The following is a 15,487-nucleotide window of genomic DNA, read 5'->3' as shown; positions in this document are numbered from 1 at the left end:
TTATCAAAATCATGGAATTGTTTTGGTGAATCCCGCTATGTAAAATAAGTACATAAATTAGATGAAGGGAGGAGACAAAGCATATGACGGGTGATACGATTTTAAAGTTAAACCACATTTCAAAATTGTATCCAGGAGTAGTAGCCCTAGACGATATGAACATGGAGTTTCGGGAAGGGGAAGTCCATGCGATTGTTGGGGAAAACGGTGCAGGGAAATCCACTATGATTAAAACCATATCAGGGGCGATTGAACCTTCCGCAGGAACTATAGAGCTGGGAGGGGAAACTTTTGAAAGGCTCACCCCTAAGCTTTCCAGAGAAAAAGGCGTGGCTGTTATTTACCAGGAGTTTACATTAGTTCCAGTGCTCTCTGTGGCGGATAATATTTTTATGGGGGAATATATGTTAAAAGGCATGGTCCTGGACCGGAAAGCTATGGAAGACAGGACTCGGGATCTCTTTGAGAGGCTTCATGTAAGTATTGACCCAAAAGCTAAAGTGGCAGATTTGACCACAGGGTTCCAGCAGATTGTAGAGATAGCAAAGGCCATTTCTAAGGATGCAAGAGTTTTAATTATGGATGAGCCCTCTGCACCACTGACTATGGCAGAGGTGGAATCTATGTATGAGATCGTGGACCGCCTGAAAGAAGAAGGAGTAACGATTATTTATATTTCCCACAGAATGGAGGAAATTTTCAGGCTCTCTGACAGGACAACTGTCATCAGGGATGGAAAGTATATTCAGACACTAAACACTGCGGATACTAATAAACAGGAATTGATTAAACTGATGGTAGGCCGTGAGCTAAACGATACATATCCATCCAGGGAAAAGGAAGCCAAGGAGACAGTCCTGAAATTAGAAAAAGTCAGTGGAAATGGTGTCAAAGACATTAGCTTTGAGGTAAAAAAAGGAGAAATATTGGGGTTGGGAGGACTGGTGGGAGCCGGGAGGACGGAACTTGCGCAGCTGATTTTCGGGAGTGAGAAACTAACTTCTGGAAGAATTATATATCAGGGACAGGAAATGCATATGAAAAACTGCAAGGAGGCCATTGACAGGGGGATCGCCATGATCCAGGAAGATAGGAAGCGCCACGGGGTTGTCCTTAATATGTCCATACGTGACAATACCACGCTTCCCTGCCTGAGGAGGATTTCAAGACATGGCGTCATAAGCGGCCAGAAAGAAGAGGATGTGACAAAGCGTTATCAGGAAACCCTCAGGATAAAAACGCCGAGTAACCAGCAGCTTGTGAAAAACTTAAGTGGCGGCAACCAGCAGAAAGTAGTTCTGGCTAAATGGCTGGCTATGGATCCGGAAGTTATTATTTTCGATGAACCCACCCGGGGAATCGATGTAGGGGCAAAGCAGGAAATCTACGATATTATGAATGATTTGGCAAATCAGGGAAAATGTATCATCATGATTTCCTCAGATATGGAGGAACTGATAGGTATGTCAGACAGAGTCATTGTCCTGTGCAAAGGGAGGATGGCGGGAAGCCTGTCGAAGGAAGAAGTATCTCAAGAATCAATTTTAACGAAAGCAGCAGGTATAGAATAAATGAAAAGAATTATAAAAAGTAAAGAATTTGGAGTATTTTGTGTGCTGCTCGCGCTGATTGTGTTTTTTAGCATTGCATCTTCACAATTTATGCAGCCGCAGAACTTCTTTAATATCGCAAAACAAATTGCAACTGTGGGAATCTGCTCAGTAGGTTTTAGTTTTGTATTGATAACCGGGGGGATTGACCTTTCTGTGGGGTATCAGATTTCATTGGATATTGTTGTCACGGCAGTCTTAATGAATTCTTTGGGGATGAACTGGGTGCTGGCCTGTATCGTGGCAATGCTTTTAGGAACAGCGATTGGCATGGTGAACGGAGTTATTATCGTAGAGACAGGGGTTGCCCCCCTGATTGTGACCTTATCTATGATGACGATTTTAAAGGGTGTCAGTTATCTGATTACCGGAGGACTGGCAATTTTTAAGTTTGATGAATCATTTGTTTTCCTGGGCCAGGGAACGATTCTGGGAATTGTTCCGGTTTCACTTATCTTTCTGCTGATCATTATACTGGCCGGCGTATTCATCCTGAATAAGACGATTTATGGACGTTATTTTTACGCCATTGGCAATAACGTGGAAGCCGCGAAGCTCTCCGGAGTGAATGTGAAACGGATTCAGCTGATGGCATATAGTTTATGTGGTTTTTTCACTTCCATTGGTGCGATTTTAATGCTGGCCCGTTTAAATTCTGCCCAGTCCTCCACAGGAAATGGATATGAGTTCAACTGCCTGACAGCCTGTGTGGTCGGGGGCGTAAGCAGTAACGGCGGCAAAGGGACTGTATTGGGGGCAATCATTGGATGCCTGATTGTGGGCGTTCTGGAGAACGGCCTTGCAATCATGAATGTCAATGAGTATGTACAGGAGGTCATAAAAGGCCTGGTACTGTTGATTGCAGTTATTTACGATACAATGTCTATTGCTAAAAATGAGCGGGTTAAGAAAATGAAAGCGATAAATGCAGAAAATTAAATGGTGTAAAAGGAGAAAAGCTATGAAGAAAAAAGTGTTGGGGATTGTGTTAAGCGTAGTTATGGCAGCAGGCCTGATAGCAGGATGCGGCGGGCAAAATAGTGGCGCTGGGGGTACAGGTGATACGCAGGATGGCGGAACCCAGGAGGAGGGTTCTGGAGACTATACGGTGGGCATGACGCTGAATCTCGGTAATCTGACGTGGGCAGAGCTGGCAGACGCAGCGAAAGAACATGGGAAAGAACTGGGGATTTCAGTTACAGTACAGAACTCTAATGATAATGCCACAACTCAGGTTTCACAGATAGAGAATTTTATTCAGTCAGGCGTGGATGCAATTATTGTGGCCGCAGTTGAATCTAATTCCGTGGAGGATGTCTGCAAAGAAGCCCAGGAGAAAGGAATTAAGGTCATTGCCTATACCCAGGTTATTGAAAACTCAGACGCAGAATATCTGGTAGATGCCTACAATACGGGATATGCATGTGGGGAAGAAGCGGCAAAGTGGATTAATGAAAATTATGGGGATGAAGAAATAGAATGGGCATTGCAGGATCTTCCTAAATATCCCGAGATTATTGACCGGGCAAATGGGATAAAGGATGCAATAGAGGAAAACGCGCCAAATGCGGTATTAGTAGCTACACAGCCTGCGGAAGTTATGGAAGACGGCCAGAATAATGCAGAAAACTTTATGCAGTCTAATCCAGATATTAAAGTAATCTGTTCTATTGGTTCCGGAGGCGGCGCAGGCGCCAATGAGGGCGTGAAATCCTATATATCAAAAGACGAGTATGATAAATTTGGTATTTTTGGAATTGACGCTACAGAGCAGGAAATTATGAATATCATTAACAAAGACCCACAAAAATCTTCCGTCAGCCTTGGAGGCGGTTCGGTTCATGGCGAGACACTCATTGATATTGCTGACAACTTCCGCAATGGCGTAGAACAGGAGAAGGATCAGTATATGCCAATCACGGTAATCAATGCTGAAAATGCCCAGGAATACTATGACGAACACTTTGCAAAATAGGAGGATAAGGATGCCGGGCCAAACGCCTTGCCATGTAAACGTGAACAGTTTTATCAGCTTTTGACCCTGGCATTTGGAAATATAAATATATGAAAAAGGAGATTGACAGTTATGGCTGAAAAAATGAGAGCAGTAGTATCATATGCTCCGTACGATAATCGGTATGAGGATTTTGTGAAACCAGAGGCAGGAGAAGGGGAAATTATTTTGAAAGTGAAGGGCTGCGGGATCTGTGCAGGGGATGTGAAGGCCTATCATGGTGGTATCCGTATTTGGGGGACTTCGCCGGAAAACCGTTATATCGAAGCCCCGTGTATTGGAGGGCATGAATTTTATGGAGAGGTCGTGGAGCTGGGGGAAGGCGTGTCAGATTATAAGATAGGCGATGTGCTTGTCTCGGAGCAAGTGATCCCCTGTGGAGAATGTGAGTATTGTAAAAAAGGAATTTATTGGATGTGTACAAGATCCGCCGTATTCGGGTTTAAGCAATATGCAAATGGAGGATTTGCAGAATATGTTAAACTAGATAAACATTGCTTAAACCATAGAGTGCCTGAAGGGTTTACGGCAGAACAGGCGGTATTGATTGAACCGATTGCATGCGGCGCACATGCAGTAGAACGCGCCCAGATCCAGCACAGTGATGTTGTGGTTATAGCAGGGTTGGGGGCTATTGGGGCATCTATGGTGAATATTGCCTCCTTATCAATGCCTAAAATGATTATAGGGATTGATGTCCGTGAGAACCGCCTGGAGATGGGAAAAAAATTTGGGGCGGATGTGGTGCTTAACCCAATAGAATGCAATATTGAGGAAGAGATTAAAAAACTGACAGACGGCCTGGGATGCGACGTATATATCGAAGCATCTGGAAGTCCGCGCAGTGTAACACAAGGGTTGGATTCCCTGAAAAATCTAGGCAGATATGTACAGATGGGAGTGTTTGCGGAAGAAGTAAAGGCAGACTGGAATACCATCGGAGATGGGAAGGAACTGACAATTATTGGCTCCCATTTGTCAGGACTTACATACGATTCTGTAATTAAAGGCATAAAAGCGGGGCAGATAAAGACCGATGGATTAATCTCCCATACATTTAAACTCAAAGACTGGAAAGAAGCCTTTGAGGCCACCGAAGCAGAAGATGCCATGAAAGTTATGCTTGTACCATAAATAGAAGCTTATTGCTGCAGACCTCAAACGGATGAAACAAAGCAGGCAGCCAGGCCGGCGACCTCACCAGCCTGGCTGCCTTATTTCATGGGGGTATATCGTCATAGGGGATTTTTAGTATATATTTACAGCTAGCACAGACTTTATATTTTGTGCGAGCTTTTTTGTACAACTTTTTTAGTACCATAAAAGTGTAGTTGTTAGAGAGTAATTAACTCTGACATCTGCGCTTATTTTATTATAATAAGGGGAGTAATTGGTCTAACGTCGGCTTTTTTGGATCGTAGCATCCGCCACAAGAACCGTTAACTAACCTCCTATTATAAGCATTCGATTAAGCAGGTAGGGATTCGCACCCGCGTAACCAACTAAACTGAATGGTAATAAGTGTGGCTGGAACAATTTTTTTAGGAAAAGGTGCAGGACTATGATGAAGTTGTCGCATTGGGAGAGAAGGAGAACATGATTGCAGTGAGTAATCCGGCATTTGAATTATTTTTACTCCTTCACTTTGAAAACGCCTTTAACGAAGACATTGAACCAAATGTAGAGCAGATTATTAAGAATCAAAAAGAGGGCAATCAGACATTCATTTATAAATTGCTTTTAGCAAGGACAGGTGTTAATCCAAAAAAGAATTCTTCCATAGGAGAGTTGGCGAAACGTGTGAATATAGCGATTGCACAAGAGAAAAAAATCAATGAGGATATTCATGATTGCAAAGGAAGGGTGACTTGTAATATTGGGAAAATCATTGAAAGTAAACGAAATGATACTGGAAAATAGTTTGAAAAGATATATCAGTTCATTTAAATATTAAATATAATTATACTTCTTTTTTATATATGTGAAAACAGTTTTCTTGACAAATAGAAGGTGATAGGGGTATATTTAACATATATTGTAACCGGTTACAAAAGTTGAATTATTTTTATAAGGCAGGTGGGTTGTTATGAAGATTATATTAGGTGCGGATCCCGCAGGTTTTGAACTAAAAAATGCGATTAAAGCAGATTTGCTGAAAAAGGGATATGAGATTACGGATATTGACCCGGATACGCCGGTTCTGTTCCAGGATGCGGCAGTGGCAGTGGCCCGGGGCGTCCAAAGCGGGGAGTATGACAGAGGGATTGCCATTTGCGGTACGGGCATGGGAGTCAGCATTATCTGTAATAAGCACAGAGGTGTGTATGCGGCCCTGTGCGAGAGTCTCTATCAGGCTGTGAGGGCGAAAGCGGTAAATAACACAAATGTTCTCTGCATGGGCGGGTTCATTATTGGGAATGAGATGGGTATACAGATGGCAAATGCATGGCTGGAGGCGGAGCATATGTCGGGACTTACCCCTGAAATGGCTAAAATAGTGGAGAAAGAATATGATGAACTGGTGGAATTTGAAAAGACAGTATTTCCAAATGAGGAGGACGGACAGTGAAAAAGATATCCCCATCTATGATGTGTGTCGAGATAGATAAATTAAAAGAGTATTTGTCAGTTTTTGAGGAAGAGAATATAGAATATCTGCATATAGATATTATGGACGGAGAGTATGTCCCTAATTTTACGCTGGGGACAGACTATGTCAGACAACTGCGCAGGCTTACAGATATTCCGCTGGATGTCCATTTAATGGTGAATGACCCGGAAAGGAAGATTGGCTGGTTCGACTTTCAGGAGGGAGAATATGTGTCTGTACATGCCGAGAGTACCCAGCACCTGCAAAAGGCGCTCCAGGCCATAAAGGCCACAGGAGCCAAGGCTATGGCTGCGATTAACCCAGCTACCAGGGTGGAGGAGCTTCAATATGTGCTGGATGATATAGATGCTGTTCTTGTTATGACAGTAAATCCGGGATTCTCCGGCCAGAAGGCTATCCCTCAGGCCATACAGAAGATAGAGGACTGCAGGAAGTTTTTGGACAGCCAAGGGTATCCGAATATTGAGATTGAGGTAGATGGAAATGTGAGTTATGAATTGGCTGGCCAAATGTCACAGAAGCATGCGGATATATTTGTGGCTGGCACATCCAGTTTTCTAAAAGGACTGGATGGAATGCAGCAGGGTATCCGTAAAATGAGGGAAATCATACATTAGTTTGACTGTGAAGCCGCCTTAAGGCGGGGTGTTTTGCCGCAGGTATGTGGAAAAGGGCCTGCGGCATTTTTGTATTCCCCTGAAATGAAGGCGTAAAAATGCAGAAACCGCTTTCTTTTTTGCAGAAAAACCTGTTTTTTCATAAGTTGGGGAAAAAAGGAAAATGACAGAAAAATAACATAATATTTGTGCAATATATACAGTAAATGAAATGAAAATACATGAAAACCGACGAAAACGTCATGGTTTTAAGGTTGAGGGTTGACGTTTTAAAACAGGTATGCGATAATGATTTTACTGAAACCGGTTACATATATTCAGTGGAGGTTAATAAAAAGAAAATGCCTAAAGAATTTACCATTAATGACATTGCAAAGGAAGCAGGTGTTTCAAAGGCAACGGTATCGCGGGTTCTGAATGAATCAGCCTCTGTAAGGCCAGAAACAAAGGAACGGGTTCTGGAGATCATGAAGAAAAGACATTTTTCCCCGTCCGCGGCTGCCAGGAATTTGTCCAGACAGAGCAGCAACACAATCGGCGTGATTGTGCCAGAGGTTGATAATCCATTTTTTGGAGAGATACTTAGAGGTATTACAGAAGTTGCTGATAAATATAATCTCACACTGATTTGCTGTAACTCAGATGACAGTGCGGATAAGGACAGGAAAGCACTCCTAATGCTGAAAGAGCAGCGGATTAAAGGCCTGCTGTATACACCGGCAGTTGATTACAATACGAAGATGCAGCAGAAGGAGATCATCAAGCTTTTGAATGACCTGAATGCACCCATTGTAATTATGGACAGGCATACAGACAGCCTGGATAAATATGACGGAGTATTTTTCGATGACGAGAAAGGCATGTATGAGGCCACAATGGCGCTTATAGGCGCGGGCCACAGGAAGATAGGACTTTTAAATGCCACTCTGGACCGGGTTCTGGCCAGAGTCCGTTATAAAGGGTATGAGAGGGCGCTGAATGAAGCGGGGATCCCAATTGAAAAGCGTTATATATTCGAAGGGGATTATCGCATGACCAAGGCATATCAGCTTTCCTGCAGGCTCTTGTCCATGGAGGACCGTCCCACAGCCGTCCTGACTTGTAATAATAGGAGCAGCCTTGGGTTTTTGAAGGCGTTGTATGAAAGAGGCGAGCGGCCTTCAAGAGATATTGTCTGCATTGGCCTGGATAGAATCGAAGCACTGGAAATCATAGGGAACAAATTTAATTACATAGAAAGAGATGCCAGCCAGATGGGGCGCAGGGCGATTAAGCTTCTGGGAGACAGGATATCATGTCCTGAAAGGCCGCTGCGGCAGATTATTATAACTCCAGTGTTAAGAATACAGGAGTTATAGGTGGGAAGAATAACATTTATGAATTGGAGGAACAGTATGAGTGACAGATTTAAAGAATTGTCATCAGTGGCAATGAAAGAACTGACGGAAGTGTTTGACAGGATGGATGACTCGAATGTCAGAGAACTTCTGGAACTGATTAAAAAGACAGACCGTATTTTTCTGTTGGCGGCAGGAAGGGAAGGACTTTCAACAAAGGCGTTTGCTATGAGGCTGATGCATCTTGGAAAACAAGCTTACTGGATTTGGGATGATACGACTCCGTCCATAGGTGAGGGGGATTTAATGATCTGTGCCTGTGGTTCTGCAAATGTGGGCCATGAGAATTATATTGCACAGATGGCAAAGGATAACGGCGCGACACTGGCTCTGATTACCCCATCCAATGCGGGTTATATGATACCTATTTCTGACCTGGTGGTAGATGTCCCTGCGGCAGCCTATAAGGCAGTTGGAGATTTCGTCCAGACAGAGCAGCTGATGGGGAATCTTTTTGAACAGGCCCTTTTTATTTTGTATGACGTCCTTGTTATGATGCTCAGGGAGGAAATGGGGGTCAGCAGAGAAGAGATGGTCAGCAGGCACCGCAATGTAGAATAAAGCCTGCAAGTGAACTGCCCACAATGGGCCATGCTACAGCATGGAGCGATAACATAAATTTTCAAAGAGGAGGAAAAATTATGAAGAATCTCAAAAAAATTATCGCAATCTTGGCAGCGGCAGCCATGACATTTTCAATGGTGGCATGCAGCAGCGAGAAAACCACCACATCTTCAGATTCTAGCAGCGATGCTAACGAGGAGAGTTCTGATGACAGTGCTGGATCTGATGACCTGTTTGATCTTGCAAACTACAAATCAGACAAGGATCAGTCCGAATGGACAATTGCAGTTGTGACAAAGGACAACACTGCAAACTGGTTTAAACGTATGGAGATCGGCGTGAATGAATTTGGCGATGAGACCGGTATCAACGTAATCCAAAAAGGGCCTGCAAATGCGGATGCAGCCTCTCAGGTACAGGTAATTGACGACCTGATTAACCAGGGCGTTGACGCACTCTGCGTTGTTCCGATTGATCCAGGCGCAATTGAGGCTTCCCTGAAAAACGCTATGGAGCAGGGGATCGTAGTTATTACACACGAAGCTTCTAACCAGAAAAACACACTGTTTGATACAGAGGCGTTTACAGCTGATGATTTTGGCGCAGCTATCATGGATGCCCTCGCATCAGATATGGGCGAAGAAGGCAAATATGCTATGATGGTAGCATACACAACTTCTACAACACACATGGAATATGCGAACGCACAGTATGACCGTCAGCAGGAAGCATATCCGAACATGGAACTGATCAATGACGGCGCAATTCCTTCTGCTGAGTCAGAAGAGTCTATTGACACATCCTATGAGAGGGCAAAAGAGATTCTGAAAGCAAATCCTGACCTGAAAGGTTTCACAGGTGTTGCTTCTACAGACTGCCCGGGTATTGCTAAAGCAGTAGAGGAGTTAGGACTGGAAGTTAAAGTTGTTGGCGTTGGTACACCGAACGAGTTCAAGCCATATGTTGAATCAGGCACAATTTCTACAATCAAATTGTGGGATCCAAAGGATTCAGGATATGTAATGTGTAAAGTTGCTTCTATGATCCTTGCAGGTGAGGAAGTTGGAGACGGATCCGACCTGGGAATCGAGGGTTACAACAGTGTATCACTGGTAGAGGGCGACAACAGATGCCTTATCGGACAGGCTGACCTTACAATTACAAAAGACAATATCAATGATTATGACTTCTAAGATTTGAAGAATAAGATGCCGAAAGAATAGTCTAAGCACTATTCTTTCGGGAAGGCGGGCCCGGAAGGGCCCGGCCAAAAATGCACGTATGGAACCCCGCGGTTCGGTATGTAGTGCAAAGCGGAGATTTTACCCGCGAGTGGTGGTTTTGGAAAATGAGTATAGTCGCACATCTTGCATCCGTGTAGGGTGTGCGGTTTTTTTCCAGACTGGGGCAACGTAAGTAAAACGTGGTGGATTATTTACGTTACTCCAGTAGGAGATAGAAAGGCAAGGTGAGATGATGGGAAATGAAAACATCCTTTGTGTGAAAGGAATTAAGAAATCATTTGGCGGCGTCCATGCGCTCAAAGGTGTGGACCTGACAATCAAGCAGGGGGAAACGCATTGTCTGGCAGGAGAAAATGGCTGTGGGAAGTCTACCATTATTAAAGTTATTTCAGGTTTTTATAAACCAGATGCAGGCTCCATAGAGGTAGACGGGAAAGGATATCCTGTAATGACCCCGGCTGAAGCTATCAAAGCAGGGATTCAGGTTATTTACCAGGACTTTTCAATTTTTCCCAACCTGACAGTAATTGAAAATCTGGCGTTTAACCAGGTGCTTGCTAATAAGAAAAAGTTAGTGAACAAAAAAGAGTTCAGGAAGATAGCGGAAGAAGCCGTGCAAAAAATTAATTTTGACGTGGATCTGGATGCACTGGTGGAGACCCTGCCTGTGGCAGATAAGCAGCTCATAGCCATATCAAGGGCCCTTTTGGATAATGCAAAACTGATTATTATGGATGAGCCCACAACCGCCCTGACTAAAAAAGAGGTCAACAGGCTATTTGAAATTATTGCTGATTTGAAGAAGAATGGCGTGACAATCCTCTTTGTGTCCCATAAGCTGGACGAAGTTTTTGAAATCTCAGACAGTATTACAATTCTGAGAAATGGTGAAAATGTTATTAGCTGCCCCACTTCTGAGATGACAGAAGAGAAGTTTGCGTATTATATGACAGGAAGGCATTTTGAGACGCAAGTTGTCAAGAAAGTCAACGAAGATAATTATGGGGATGTTGTGCTGGAAGCACGCAGCCTAACAGCGCCAGGATTTGAAGATGTAAGTTTCAAACTGCATCAGGGAGAGATTCTTGGTGTTACAGGCCAGCTGGGTTCTGGGCGTACTGAGTTGTCCTTGGCGTTGTTCGGAATGTTAAAGCCAACTGGAGGGCAGATTCTTGTTGAAGGGAAGGAAGTCAATATCAAAGATGTATCCACTGCCCAGAAACTAGGCATCGCTTTAGTGCCTGAGGACCGTCTTACAGAAGGCCTGTTTCTTCCCCAGTCTATTATCCGGAATATTACAGTAAGTAAGATGGATGTGCTTGCAAATAAATTAGGCGTCCTGAGCAATAAGAAAGTTGTGGAGGAATCTGCAAAGTGGGTCAAAGATATTGGAGTGGCAACCAAGAACCATGAATTCCCCGTACAGACTCTCTCAGGAGGGAATCAGCAGAAGGTCGTGCTTGGCAGATGGCTCGCGAATGACCCGAAAGTATTGATTCTAAATGGCCCAACTGTAGGCGTAGACATTGGTGCAAAATATGATATCCATAAGCTTCTGAGAGAGCTGGCAGAAAAGGGCATGGCAATTATTGTCGTATCTGATGATTCTGCGGAGGTAATCGCTACCTGCGACAGGGCGCTTGTAATGCAGGCCGGGCGGGTGACAGGAAGCCTTTCTGCAGACGATATGAATGCAGGAATGCTTACAAAGGCTACAGTATAGGGAGAGGTGAAGTGCAGATGAATAAATATGTTAAGAAAATGGTAAAACAGACAGAATTCTATGTATTTCTGATTATCGTAGTATTGTCGATTGTTATACAGATAAGGTCAGGCCTGTTCTTCGCAAATAATAATATTGTGGATTTACTCCGTTCTATGATAGTGCCGTCTATCTATGCTATCTGTGCATTGCTGTCATTTGTAAGCACAGGGCCGGACGTATCATTTCCACTGATTGCGGCGCTTAGCAGCTATTTGGCGCTGACTGTTACAAATAATCTTGGCCTGGATGGTGCGCCATGGATTATCACTTATATTATTGGAATTGTGTTTGGATGTATTATGGGCGCGCTGAACGGGTTCATTATTGTGAAATATAAGTTCCCCAGCCTAATTGTTACTCTGGGTACGAGTTCTATTTTCAGCGGGATCCTGCTGGGAGCATTTGAGGCAGAGAGGATGGATCTTCCTTCTAATCTGGCAGCTTTTGGCCAGGCATCACTTATAACTGTAAAAAATGCAAAAAGCGGTTTGGGTTCCACATTGCCGATGACTTTTGCTATTATGGTAGTCCTCTACATAGTAGCCTATCTTGTGCTCAATAAGACGATGGTTGGGCGGGGTGTATACGCAGTAGGCGGCGATGAAGTATCGGCAGAAAGGGCCGGCTTTAATGTCAAGGGAATACGTTTTGGGGTTTTTGTGGTAAATGGCGGTATCGCTGCAGTTGCAGGCCTTTGCTACGCAGTTATGTCTATGAGATATCTTCCCACAGAATATGCGGGGGGTGAAATGATTGTAATCGCTGCCATTATCCTGGGAGGCACCAGGATGACAGGGGGCATCGGTACATTGAAAGGATGTATCCTCGGAACCCTGCTCTTGACTATGGTATCAAACAGCCTTATTTTGATAGGGATACCAGTGTATTGGCAGAAAGTTTTTATCGGGGCAATTATTATCATTGGTACTGCGATCTCCGCGATCCAGAGCCATGCAGGGGCAAAAGTTAAAACCAGGTTAAAGAAGGAGGCAGCATAATCATGAAAAAGATGGACAGTAATATCAAAAGATTACTCATAATACTTGTTGCTTTCATCATCATAGCGTGTGTTTCCAAGCCAAATGAGTTTATAAAGATAGGAAACTTCCAAACAATGGCAAAACAGCTTTCTGAGTATGGGTTGATGGCCATTGGCGTGGGTATTTGTATGATATCAGGAGGTATTGACTTATCAACCGTTTATATCTCCAATTTATGCGGCATACTTGCCGGACTGATGATGCAGGGGAACGGAAGTGTAGCTTTAGCAGTCATCGTAGCTCTTGTTGTAGGGATTATATGTGGATGCTTTAACGGGTTCCTCGTCTCCTACCTGAAAATACCGGCAATGCTGGCTACCCTGGGAACATATCAGCTGTTCATGGGTATTGCGATTATTGCGTCGGGCGGAAGTACGGTCAGCGGCATTCCAGAGTCTTATACAAGCTTTGCCACAACGGCACTGTTTGGCTATATCCCTCTGTCATTTGTTGTATTTATACTGATTATTGCAGCTATGACATTTATTATGAGCAAGTCTAAATTTGGAACAAGGGTATATCTGGTAGGAACAAATGAAAAAGCAGCAGAATTTGCAGGCATCCACTGTAAGGCTATCCTGATCCGCACATATATGCTTTCGGGCCTGGTATCTGCTGTTGCCGGACTTTTGAGCCTGGCAAGGATTAATTCTGCAAAAGCAGATTTTGGAAGTAGTTATACTATGCAGTGTATTTTGATCGCAGTGTTGGGCGGGGTAAACCCCAACGGTGGGTTTGGTACGATTCCAGGTATTGCAATTGCGGTTGTCATCCTCCAGATGATGTCATCCTACCTGAATATGTTCCCAAGCATCAGCAATTACTACAGAGATTTAATCTGGGGTGTTGCACTGATTGGTGTTCTGATTATCAACTTTGTCCTTGATAAGAGAAGAACCCAGAGACTGAGCAAGATAAGCTAACATTCCTGCGGGCGCCTCAACGGAGCTTTTGATTCCCGCGAGCAACGAGCCAAGCGGACATGTTTACATGTCCATTTGGCGAATGCCGCGAGGGTCTTTGACTGAGGCGCCCGCAGTATGTATTTTAGCAGGAAGTGAGTTTTATAAGACAGCAGAAAGGAAACAAGTTATGGGGAAAACGAAAATATTAGTAGTCGGAAGTATGAATATGGATCTCTTTGTAGAAGGGGCAAACCAGATTCCGAAGTTTGGGGAGTCCACCATCTGTGGCAGATATGGATATGCCACTGGGGGCAAGGGAGCGAACCAGGCTATTGCAGCCGCCCTGCAGGGGGCAGATGTGACTATGGCTGGCAGGCTTGGGGACGATGACTACGGAAGGTCCCTTAAGCAGGAGTTTGAAAAGACTGGGGTTCATACGGACTATATTGTGACTGACAAAGAGACTCAGACGGGACTGGCGCTCATGCTTGTGAATGAGGATGGCAGGTATGTCTCATATTCCTGTCTTGGGGCCAACGGGAATCTTTGTGCAGAGGACGTAGCTGCGGCGCTGGATGCTGAACACTTTGATATGGTTATTATGCAGTTGGAGATGCCGCTGGAGACTGTTTACCGTACATATGAACTGGCCAGGGAAAGGGATATCCCTGTGTTTTTGGATGCCGGCCCAGCTATGAAGATTCCGCTTAAACGGCTCCAAGGACTTTATATTTTATCTCCCAATGAGGCGGAGACAGAGGCATTGACAGGAATTAACCCAGACACAGAGGTAAAAGCAGTGGAGGCGGCCAGACAGTTATATGAGGCGGCCAGACCTGAATACGTAATCTTAAAGCTGGGTTCAAGAGGGGCCCTTCTCTATGACGGAAAAGAGACGGAGCTGATTCCATGCTTTAAGGTTAAGGCCATTGATTCCACGGCAGCCGGGGATACATTTGGCGCGGCGCTTGCTATCCGCCTCTGTAAAGGAGATGAAATGAAACAGGCTATTCGCTTTGCCCATGCCGCAGCCGGAATTTGTGTTTCCAGGATGGGTGCCCAGATTTCTATCCCAAATGAAGGGGAAGTGATTGAATTTTTAAAGAAAGCAGGCGAGGAGATTGGATAAAGAACAGTATAAGAAGATGAGTGGCATCGTGCTTGGGGAGTGCAAAAGGGCATTAGATGCCGTAGACGAGGAGGCGGTCATTGGGTACCTGGATCTGCTGAATCAAGCTGAAAGAGTCTTTTTTGTAGGGGTAGGCAGGGTACTGCTGTCGCTGGAGGCCATGGCCAAACGCTATGCACATTTGGGGATCCACACAGTCGTTGTGGGGCAGATAACAGAACCGGCGATTACGCCGAAGGACGTGCTCATTGTTGGATCAGGAAGTGGGGAAACGTTGTTTCCTGCAGGGATTGCCAGAAAGGCTAAGGCGATCGGCGCTAAGGTTATCCATATTGGAAGCAATCCCCAGAGTGGACTTAAAGAAGTTGCAGACCTTTTTGTCCGTATTCCTGTGGAGAGCAGGGCAAAAATGGAAGATGAAATTCATTCTGCCCAGCCTATGACATCCTTGTTTGAACAGGCTCTTCTCTTATTTGGGGATACAACAGCCATGATGCTGGTGGCGGATAAGAACATAAAGTTGGAAGACCTTTGGCAATATCATGCAAATCTGGAATAGGTGGATGCAGGGAACTATAAAATAAACTTTTG

The 15,487-nt window shown here is 44.4% G+C and carries 15 protein-coding genes; all 15 read left to right on the top strand.

The annotated features are described in order from the left end of the window. The first annotated feature begins 83 nt into the window (after positions 1-83). Positions 84-1,571 (top strand): sugar ABC transporter ATP-binding protein, encoded by a 1,488-nt coding sequence (locus EFA47_RS13545; protein ID WP_122643760.1) that lies wholly within the window; start codon positions 84-86, stop codon positions 1,569-1,571. Then, the gene (locus EFA47_RS13540; RefSeq protein WP_122643759.1) at positions 1,572-2,549 is read left to right on the top strand and encodes an ABC transporter permease; all 978 of its coding nucleotides are present in this window, start codon (positions 1,572-1,574) and stop codon (positions 2,547-2,549) included. Positions 2,550-2,571: 22 nt separating this feature from the next. Next, entirely contained in the window at positions 2,572-3,585 is a 1,014-nt protein-coding gene (locus EFA47_RS13535; protein ID WP_164690004.1) for a sugar ABC transporter substrate-binding protein, read from the top strand. Between the two features lie 111 nt (positions 3,586-3,696). Continuing rightward, a complete protein-coding gene (locus EFA47_RS13530) occupies positions 3,697-4,758 on the top strand; it encodes an alcohol dehydrogenase catalytic domain-containing protein (RefSeq protein WP_122643757.1) in 1,062 nt (353 codons plus the stop codon). Positions 4,759-5,175: 417 nt separating this feature from the next. After that, entirely contained in the window at positions 5,176-5,544 is a 369-nt protein-coding gene (locus EFA47_RS13525) for an RloB domain-containing protein (RefSeq protein WP_268888469.1), read from the top strand. Positions 5,545-5,710: 166 nt separating this feature from the next. Further along, entirely contained in the window at positions 5,711-6,193 is a 483-nt protein-coding gene (locus tag EFA47_RS13520; RefSeq protein ID WP_122643756.1) for an RpiB/LacA/LacB family sugar-phosphate isomerase, read from the top strand. Beyond that, on the top strand, positions 6,190-6,852 hold the full coding sequence (locus EFA47_RS13515; RefSeq protein WP_122643755.1) for a ribulose-phosphate 3-epimerase: 663 nt from the start codon (positions 6,190-6,192) through the stop codon (positions 6,850-6,852). Before EFA47_RS13520 ends, EFA47_RS13515 begins: the two co-directional genes overlap by 4 nt. A 221-nt stretch (positions 6,853-7,073) precedes the next feature. Next, positions 7,074-8,210 carry a LacI family DNA-binding transcriptional regulator gene (locus tag EFA47_RS13510; protein ID WP_235853265.1) on the top strand — a complete coding sequence of 379 codons (1,137 nt, stop codon included), beginning with the start codon at positions 7,074-7,076 and terminating at the stop codon, positions 8,208-8,210. 36 nt (positions 8,211-8,246) lie between these two features. After that, positions 8,247-8,810, top strand: a complete 564-nt coding sequence (locus EFA47_RS13505) for an SIS domain-containing protein (protein ID WP_235853264.1) — start codon at positions 8,247-8,249, stop codon at positions 8,808-8,810. A gap of 80 nt (positions 8,811-8,890) precedes the next feature. Next, positions 8,891-10,006 (top strand): autoinducer 2 ABC transporter substrate-binding protein, encoded by a 1,116-nt coding sequence (locus EFA47_RS13500; RefSeq protein ID WP_122643754.1) that lies wholly within the window; start codon positions 8,891-8,893, stop codon positions 10,004-10,006. A 280-nt stretch (positions 10,007-10,286) separates the two neighbouring features. After that, positions 10,287-11,780, top strand: a complete 1,494-nt coding sequence (locus tag EFA47_RS13495) for a sugar ABC transporter ATP-binding protein (protein ID WP_122643753.1) — start codon at positions 10,287-10,289, stop codon at positions 11,778-11,780. Positions 11,781-11,797: 17 nt separating this feature from the next. After that, positions 11,798-12,820, top strand: coding sequence for an ABC transporter permease (locus tag EFA47_RS13490; RefSeq protein WP_164690003.1), 1,023 nt, complete (start codon positions 11,798-11,800; stop codon positions 12,818-12,820). Between the two features lie 2 nt (positions 12,821-12,822). Beyond that, a complete protein-coding gene (locus EFA47_RS13485; RefSeq protein WP_122643751.1) occupies positions 12,823-13,785 on the top strand; it encodes an ABC transporter permease in 963 nt (320 codons plus the stop codon). A 169-nt stretch (positions 13,786-13,954) separates the two neighbouring features. Beyond that, positions 13,955-14,896 (top strand): ribokinase, encoded by a 942-nt coding sequence (locus tag EFA47_RS13480; RefSeq protein ID WP_122644545.1) that lies wholly within the window; start codon positions 13,955-13,957, stop codon positions 14,894-14,896. Next, the gene (gene hxlB, locus EFA47_RS13475; protein WP_235853263.1) at positions 14,889-15,455 is read left to right on the top strand and encodes a 6-phospho-3-hexuloisomerase; all 567 of its coding nucleotides are present in this window, start codon (positions 14,889-14,891) and stop codon (positions 15,453-15,455) included. Before EFA47_RS13480 ends, hxlB begins: the two co-directional genes overlap by 8 nt. Positions 15,456-15,487: the final 32 nt, after the last annotated feature.

The organism is Luxibacter massiliensis (genome assembly GCF_900604355.1).
Taxonomy (GTDB): domain Bacteria; phylum Bacillota; class Clostridia; order Lachnospirales; family Lachnospiraceae; genus Luxibacter; species Luxibacter massiliensis.
Note: the sequence above shows the minus strand (reverse complement) of the source record. Positions and strands in the feature narration are given on the sequence as shown.

Coding starts and splice junctions, on each gene's coding strand:
- EFA47_RS13545 (WP_122643760.1), top strand. CDS start 84: ATGACGGGTGATACGATTTTAAAGTTAAACCACATTTCAAAATTGTAT.
- EFA47_RS13540 (WP_122643759.1), top strand. CDS start 1,572: ATGAAAAGAATTATAAAAAGTAAAGAATTTGGAGTATTTTGTGTGCTG.
- EFA47_RS13535 (WP_164690004.1), top strand. CDS start 2,572: ATGAAGAAAAAAGTGTTGGGGATTGTGTTAAGCGTAGTTATGGCAGCA.
- EFA47_RS13530 (WP_122643757.1), top strand. CDS start 3,697: ATGGCTGAAAAAATGAGAGCAGTAGTATCATATGCTCCGTACGATAAT.
- EFA47_RS13520 (WP_122643756.1), top strand. CDS start 5,711: ATGAAGATTATATTAGGTGCGGATCCCGCAGGTTTTGAACTAAAAAAT.
- EFA47_RS13510 (WP_235853265.1), top strand. CDS start 7,074: ATGAAAACCGACGAAAACGTCATGGTTTTAAGGTTGAGGGTTGACGTT.
- EFA47_RS13505 (WP_235853264.1), top strand. CDS start 8,247: ATGAGTGACAGATTTAAAGAATTGTCATCAGTGGCAATGAAAGAACTG.
- EFA47_RS13500 (WP_122643754.1), top strand. CDS start 8,891: ATGAAGAATCTCAAAAAAATTATCGCAATCTTGGCAGCGGCAGCCATG.
- EFA47_RS13495 (WP_122643753.1), top strand. CDS start 10,287: ATGATGGGAAATGAAAACATCCTTTGTGTGAAAGGAATTAAGAAATCA.
- EFA47_RS13490 (WP_164690003.1), top strand. CDS start 11,798: ATGAATAAATATGTTAAGAAAATGGTAAAACAGACAGAATTCTATGTA.
- EFA47_RS13485 (WP_122643751.1), top strand. CDS start 12,823: ATGAAAAAGATGGACAGTAATATCAAAAGATTACTCATAATACTTGTT.
- EFA47_RS13480 (WP_122644545.1), top strand. CDS start 13,955: ATGGGGAAAACGAAAATATTAGTAGTCGGAAGTATGAATATGGATCTC.